We start from the raw sequence: 6,371 nt of genomic DNA on the forward strand, positions 1-6,371 counted from the left end.
GCGCGCGGCCGGGCTGAGCCCCCGGGCGGGCCGCCAGGCAGCCCCCCGCGGTCGGCGGGCCCCCCTCCCCCCCCGCGACCGTGCCGCCCACCTGCCACCGGATCTGGTCGGACGCGACTTCACCGCCCCCGCGCCGAACCGGGTCTGGACCGCCGACGTCACCTACGTCCCGACCGGGCAGGGCTGGCGGTACCTCGCGGTCGTCCTCGACCTGTACGCCCGCAAGATCGTCGGATGGTCCATGTCCGACGAGCAGAAAACCCCACTCGTCGCCGATGCCCTCACCATGGCCCTCCAGCACCAGCGTCCCGCCCCCGGCGTCATTCATCATTCCGACCAAGGCGCCCAATACCTATCTCGGAACTTCGCCACGCTCTGCCGCCGGCACGAGGTACGCCGCTCCGTCGGATCCGCCGGTGATTGCTACGCGGTCACGGAATCGTTCTTCGCCACCCTCGAATGCGAACTCCTCGACCGCACCACCTTCGCCACCCACGACCAGGCCCGTGCCGCCATCTTCGATTTCATCGAGGGCTTCTACAACCGGCAACGCCGTCACTCCACCAACGGATACCTAAGCCCCCACGAGCACGAAACCAGCTTCAACGAGTACCATCAAGCCGCATAACCGTTCAAAGCCCTACCTGTGAACGAAACTGGGGCAACTTCATTGTTCAGCCGCCAGCTTTGAGTATCTCGTAGAGAACGGTCCAGTTCTCGGTGCCGCGGCCGGCGCTGACGGCCTGGTCGTATTGCGCCTTGACGGCTTTGGGTAGCCGTGTGTCGATGCCCGCCTTCTCGCTCGTCCACACGATGTGGTCTGCTGTGGCGCCCATCATCCGCGCTGTGCTGAGGTCGCCGGGATGTTCGCCGGCCTCCAGGCGCCGGGCGAGATCCCACCCGTCTCCGATCATCGCCGGGATAGCGGTGAGGATGTTCAGCGCGCCGGGCAGGAAGTCGGCGGCCGGGACACCGGCGGCGGTGACGAGCGCGGTCGCGTGGAGCAGGCTCGACAGGGCGGTGAGGAAGACGTCGAGGTGCGCCTGGTAGAAGAGCTGGGCCAGGCCTGGGTCCTCCCCGAGGTACCTGGGCTCGCCGATCAGTCCGAGCATCGGTTCGTGGACGTCGAACACCGCGCGCGGCCCGCTGTAGAACACATATGCCCCGGGGCCGCCCACAGCGGGCGCGGGCACCATCACGCCTCCGGTCACGAAGGTCGCTCCGTGTCTGGCTGCCCATGCCGCCGCGTCCCGGGAGGCGTCGGGCGTATCCGAGCTGAGATTGACCAGGACCTTGCCGTCAAGAACACCGGAGGGCCCCGGACTCTCGGCGACCGGGCCGAGGATGTCGTACATCGCCCGGTAGTCGGTGAGGCTGAGGATGGTCAGCTCACCGGCGGCGACCGCGGCCGTCGGGGTGGGTGCGAGCGTGGCGCCGCCGGCGACGAGGTCGTCGGCGCGCCGCGCGGTGCGGTTCCACACCGTCACCGGATGGCCGGCCCGCAGCAGGGACGCGGCCATCGCTCGGCCCATCGGGCCAAGGCCGATGACCGTCACAGGAGACAGGCCGTCCTCGCCGCTCATCGGGCGTTCCTGAGCTCTTCGAAGATGCGGGCGGTGCCCTGCCTGCCGTACCCGGCAGCGATCTGCCGGCGAACGATGTCGTGGACGGGCCGCAGCACGTCGACAGGGACGCCCGCTTCGAGGCTGGCCGTCACCAGCGAGGCCAGTGCGGCTTCGGTGAACTCAAGGCTCTGCTGGCCCGCCCCGGCGTAGTCCTCGGCGTCCACTGTGGCGGCGAGATCGGCCAGCTGGCCGGTCATGGCGGCGAGGAAAGGTGTCTGCCGTCGGGCGAACTCGGCAGCCGACACCCCTTCGGTGCCGACCATCGCCGCGCCGTGCAGAAAGCCGGCGAACATCGTGTACATCCCGACGAGCATCGCCATGTCGCGGAGCGAGGCCATACCGGGGTCGGTCCCGAAGTAGTCGCTCTGCCCCCACAGATCGAGCAGTTCCCGGTTCTCTTCGAAGGCGGCCTCGGCACCGCTGTAGAAGATCACCGCACCCGGACGGCCGATCATCTCAGGTACGGCCATGATCGCGCCGTCCAGGTAGGCGATGCTGTGCTCCGTCGCCCAGGCCGCGAGCCCACGGGCCTGGTTCGGTGTTGTTGTCGTCAGATTGATCACGGCACGTCCGGTCAGGCTGGCGGCGACCGGATCGATCACGGCGTGCACCGACTGATAGTCGAGCAGGCACAGGATGATCGGTCCATCGCCGGTGATCGCCTCGTCGACGGTCTTGGCGATGGTGGCGCCGCGCTCGCCGAGTGCCCCTGCTCTGCCCGGGGTGCGGTTCCACACCACGGAGGGTCGGCCGGCGTCGAGAGCTGCGGCGGCGAGCGCGCTGCCCATCGCGCCCAGGCCCAGGAAGGTCGTACGGGTCGTCATCGGATCGTCTCCTGCTCCGCTCGATGGTCTGACTGGCGCGCCGTACCGACCCTCGCCGCTAACCTTTCCCACCGGCAAGTACCTACTATTTTGTTCAATACTTACCCAGAAGTTAGTGTCCAGCTGGGGCGAGGTGGAGGGTCTGATGGTGACGAGCGCGCGGCGCGGTCCCTACGTCTGCGGCATCGATGCCGGCATGGACGTGGTGTCAGGGAAGTGGAAGTCGCTGATCCTCTGGGAGCTGAACAACCACGGAATCCGGCGGTTCGGAGAGCTGCGGCGCGGCCTTCCTGGCGTCAGCGAGAAAATGCTCATCCAGCACCTGCGCGAGATGGAGGAGGACGGCCTGGTCCACCGGGAGATGTATCGCGAGGTGCCTCCCCGGGTCGAGTACTCCCTCACCGAGCACGGCACATCGCTCAACGAGGCCCTCCGTCCGCTGGGTGGGTGGGGGACGCGACGTCGCGAGCGCCTCGCCGCCGAGGACGCGCTCACATCCACGTCACCAGCCGCGCCTCGCCAAGCGTCACCCACCATGCCGGTGCACCCGGGTCAGGCGATCGTGTGATCCGTCGGTCACGGGCTTGACCTTGACATGGTGATAGGGCTTCCACTGGGTACCGGAGGTGGTCCTGATCAACACGACAAGCGGAACCCCGCTGAACACCCGCGTGGCCAATGCTCTGGGCGCCAAGGACTCGTCGGTCCGGCTTCAGGCGGCCCTGGCGGTCGGCTCGAACCCCGACCCCGGCCTCCTGGAGACGCTCGTCGAGCGGTGCGCGGTCGAGCCGGACTTCTTCGTGCGAGACATGCTGTCCTGGGCGCTGACCCGCTTCTCGCCGCGGATCACCCTGCCCCGGATCCGCCAGGAACTCGACTCCGAGCGCGCTCAGGCCCGCAGTCAGGCGTTGCACACGCTCGGCAAGATCGGCGACAGGGGCGCGTGGGCCTGGATCACGCGCGACATGCTGCGCGATGCCGACGACGAGGTCGCGCGGACCGCGTGGCGCGTCGCGGTCGCCCTCGTGCCCGAGGGCGAGAAGAAGGCCCTGGTCGACGAACTGGTTGTGCAGCTCGGCCGCGGCGACCGCAGTGTGCAGCTGAGCCTGAGCCGGGCACTCGTCGACCTCGGCGACGTGATCGAGCCCGCCCTGGAGAAGGCCGCGGCGAATCCCGACCCGGCTGTGGCCGCGCATGCCCGTGCCACCGAGTTGCTCCTGCGGGACCCGGAGACCGGTTTCAACGCGGCCATTGATGAGGCGAGGCGGGTCATCGCACTCGGCCCGGAACGAGCCGCTGCTGCTGCCGCCGCTGCTGCCGCCGCGGGAGTCGCCGAGCCTTCGAAGGCTGCCTGCGTCGCGGCGATCGGCGAGCCCACGGAGACGACCGAATCGACGGGGGCTGTGGATGCCGTGGATGCCGTGGATTGCTGATCGGCGACGTGTCCCGCCACTCGGGGGTGAGCACCCGGATGCTTCGGTACTACGACGCCCTCGGCCTGGTGCGACCGACCGGTCGCACCCTCGGCGGCTACCGCGAGTACTCCGCCGAGGACGTCCGGAGGATCTTCCACGTGGAGAGCCTGCGGTCCCTCGGGCTCTCGCTCAAGCAGATCGGGCGTGCGCTGGAGGATCCGGCCTTCACACCGTCCGCCCTGGTCAGCGATCTCATCCGGTGGACCGAAGACCGTTTGGAGCGGGAACAGGAGCTGCTCGAGCGGCTCCGCGCGATCGACGCGTCGGCGCCCACCGGCTGGCAGGACGTCCTGCGCATTGTCGAGCTCATCCAGGGGCTCGACTCGACCAGCGCTGCGCGCAGGCAGCAGTCCGTCCTGGCCCGACCGGAGGGCGTGTCCGTTCCCGCCGAACTGCTGGTCAAGGCGGTCCTGGCCGAATCCGACCCCAACGTCGCGGGCGCTCTGCGCTGGGCGCTCGCCCGATCGGGCGCCGACGGCGTGGCAGCGCTGGCCGCCGGCGTGCACTCGGAGGATGTCGGCATCCGGCAGCGCGCGGTGCGGGCGATCGCCGAGATCTCCGAGGCCCCGGATGCGACCGCTGCGCTTGCGGACGCGCTCAGGGATCCGGACACAACGGTGCGCAGGCGCGCCGCGCTGGCGCTGGGCAGGCGCGGCGGGACCGCGGCCGTGCCGGTACTCGTCGGCATGGTGGTCGAGGGCGTCAACGACGTCGACGCGGCGGAGGTCCTGGGAACGCTGTTTTTGGACCCCGGCTGCGCGGACCGGATCATCAGCGCGCTGGTAGCCGAACTCGCCGCGCACGCTGCGGACTCCGCGGTGCGGATACGCCTGGCCCAGGCGCTGGTCGAGCTGCCGGGGACCGCCGGGCGGGAGGTCCTGCGCCAACTGACCCACGACAGCGACCGCACTGTCGCCCTCGTCGCCTCGGTCTTCGTCGAAGCTGTCGAAGAACGGTCCCCTGAAGGCCGAGGCGACGAGGATTCCTGAAAGCGCGCGACCGAGGTGTGGACCGGAATGCCCAGAACCCGTCTGGCAGGTCGCCAACCGTGGTCCGGCGGGTTGCCGCAGACACCGCACCGCCGGTCGGCCGCGCAATGCCCGGCGCGGGTCAGGCGTTCTCGGTGGTGGGGTGGCCGCCGGGGCCGTTCCAGTCGACGAGCTGGACGATGATGCCGTTGGGATCGCGGACCTGGAAGGCACGCTCTCCCCATTCCTCGACCGTCAGTGGCATCGTGATGGCCACGCCTTCGCCCTGAAGTCGGGCGAGTTCACCCTCCAGGTCGTCCACCACGAACGCGAGGATCAGCCCTGTGGCGTGGTCGTCGCGCTGGTCGGCGGGCAGGGTCGGCAGCCCGCGGCGCAGGTAGACGACGTTCATGCCGGCGTCATCGCGGCTGAGGGAGGCGAAGCCGTCGGCCGCCATCAGTTCCGTGAAGCCGAAGTGCCTGGCGAGGAAGGCCGCCGAAGCGGCGACGTCGTCGACGTTCAGCGACACCGCGGACGAACTGATCTTCATGGGGGATTCTCCGAGATCTGGTGCGACTAACTCTGTACGCAGTACATAATACATAGTACAAAGTTTCGCGGACGATGATGGCTACGTGACGGCTGAACGATCGGGCGCCGGTGATCCGGCCCGCACACTGGCTCTGCTGTGGGGAGAGGCGTCGACGGCATCCCGCCGGGGGCCGAGCCGGGCGCTGGACCTCGCCGCCGTGGTCAGGACCGCCACCGATCTTGCCGACCAGGAGGGCCTCGCCGCGGTGACGATGCGGGCTGTCGCCCGTGCCTTGGGCGTGGTCCCCATGACGCTTTACACCTACGTGCCGGGCAAGGAAGAGCTGCTGGACCTGATGCTCGACGCGGCCTATGCCCGGATGTCGCGTACGGACACCGCCGGCGCGTCGTGGCGGGAGCGGCTCACCGCCGTCGCCGACGAGAACCGCGCCCTGTTCGCCGCGCATCCCTGGGCGGCCGAGGTCTCCACCCTGCGCCCTCCCTTGGGACCGGGCCTCATGGCCAAGTACGAGCATGAACTGTCCGCCTTCGACGCCCTCGGCCTCTCCGACACCGAAATGGACGACTGCCTGACCTACCTGCTGTCCTTCGTCCAGGCCAACGCCCGTGCGGCCCACGAAGCGACCGGCGCGGCGGCTGGCCCCGACGGTGACGACACGCGGTGGTGGGCGCGGGTCGGCCCCCTCCTGGCCCGCGTGCTGGACGAGCAGCACTATCCGCTCGCCAGCCGAGTCGGCACGGCCGCAGGCCAGGCACGCGGCAGCGCCCACGATCCCGACCACGCCTACCACTTCGGCCTTGCCCGCCTTCTCGACGGCCTGGCCCCCCTCATCGAACGCTGCTGACACTCCCCCGACTAGTCGGAGCCCGCGGCCAGAGGTGGCCGCGGGGGCGGCCGGGCGGAGCGGGGGGGGGGGCCCCCCGCCC

8 protein-coding genes are annotated in these 6,371 nt (G+C 69.8%); 5 read left to right on the forward strand and 3 right to left on the reverse strand.

Going from position 1 to position 6,371, the window contains the following annotated elements:
- The coding region (locus MXD62_RS24675; RefSeq protein WP_248831835.1) for an IS3 family transposase at nt 1–628 on the forward strand (628 nt) is incomplete at its 5' end.
- 46 nt (nt 629–674) lie between these two features.
- Here MXD62_RS24675 and MXD62_RS24680 read toward each other — a convergent pair.
- The gene (locus tag MXD62_RS24680; protein WP_248831836.1) at nt 675–1,583 is read right to left on the reverse strand and encodes an NAD(P)-binding domain-containing protein; all 909 of its coding nucleotides are present in this window, start codon (nt 1,581–1,583) and stop codon (nt 675–677) included.
- Nucleotides 1,580–2,449, reverse strand: coding sequence for an NAD(P)-binding domain-containing protein (locus MXD62_RS24685; protein ID WP_248831837.1), 870 nt, complete (start codon nt 2,447–2,449; stop codon nt 1,580–1,582). The genes MXD62_RS24680 and MXD62_RS24685 overlap by 4 nt, the downstream gene beginning before the upstream one ends.
- 145 nt (nt 2,450–2,594) lie before the next feature.
- Between MXD62_RS24685 and MXD62_RS24690 the strand changes: the two genes are divergently transcribed.
- From MXD62_RS24690 to MXD62_RS24700, 3 genes are read left to right on the forward strand one after another with little or no spacing between them, the layout of a single operon-like run.
- On the forward strand, nt 2,595–3,017 hold the full coding sequence (locus MXD62_RS24690) for a helix-turn-helix domain-containing protein (protein WP_248831838.1): 423 nt from the start codon (nt 2,595–2,597) through the stop codon (nt 3,015–3,017).
- Nucleotides 3,018–3,075: 58 nt separating this feature from the next.
- Nucleotides 3,076–3,882 (forward strand): HEAT repeat domain-containing protein, encoded by an 807-nt coding sequence (locus MXD62_RS24695; protein WP_248831839.1) that lies wholly within the window; start codon nt 3,076–3,078, stop codon nt 3,880–3,882.
- Nucleotides 3,876–4,913, forward strand: a complete 1,038-nt coding sequence (locus tag MXD62_RS24700) for a HEAT repeat domain-containing protein (RefSeq protein ID WP_248831840.1) — start codon at nt 3,876–3,878, stop codon at nt 4,911–4,913. The genes MXD62_RS24695 and MXD62_RS24700 overlap by 7 nt, the downstream gene beginning before the upstream one ends.
- A 121-nt stretch (nt 4,914–5,034) precedes the next feature.
- Here the strand turns inward: MXD62_RS24700 and MXD62_RS24705 are convergent, their stop codons facing one another.
- On the reverse strand, nt 5,035–5,442 hold the full coding sequence (locus MXD62_RS24705; protein WP_248831841.1) for a VOC family protein: 408 nt from the start codon (nt 5,440–5,442) through the stop codon (nt 5,035–5,037).
- 85 nt (nt 5,443–5,527) lie between these two features.
- On the opposite strand from MXD62_RS24705, the gene MXD62_RS24710 reads away from it, so the two are divergent.
- A complete protein-coding gene (locus MXD62_RS24710) occupies nt 5,528–6,289 on the forward strand; it encodes a TetR/AcrR family transcriptional regulator (protein WP_112109312.1) in 762 nt (253 codons plus the stop codon).
- Nucleotides 6,290–6,371: the final 82 nt, after the last annotated feature.

It is taken from the genome of Frankia sp. Mgl5 (assembly GCF_023242985.1).
Classification (GTDB): Bacteria; Actinomycetota; Actinomycetes; order Frankiales; family Frankiaceae; genus Parafrankia; species Parafrankia soli.

Coding starts and splice junctions, on each gene's coding strand:
- MXD62_RS24680 (WP_248831836.1), bottom strand. CDS start 1,583: ATGAGCGGCGAGGACGGCCTGTCTCCTGTGACGGTCATCGGCCTTGGC.
- MXD62_RS24685 (WP_248831837.1), bottom strand. CDS start 2,449: ATGACGACCCGTACGACCTTCCTGGGCCTGGGCGCGATGGGCAGCGCG.
- MXD62_RS24690 (WP_248831838.1), top strand. CDS start 2,595: ATGGTGACGAGCGCGCGGCGCGGTCCCTACGTCTGCGGCATCGATGCC.
- MXD62_RS24705 (WP_248831841.1), bottom strand. CDS start 5,442: ATGAAGATCAGTTCGTCCGCGGTGTCGCTGAACGTCGACGACGTCGCC.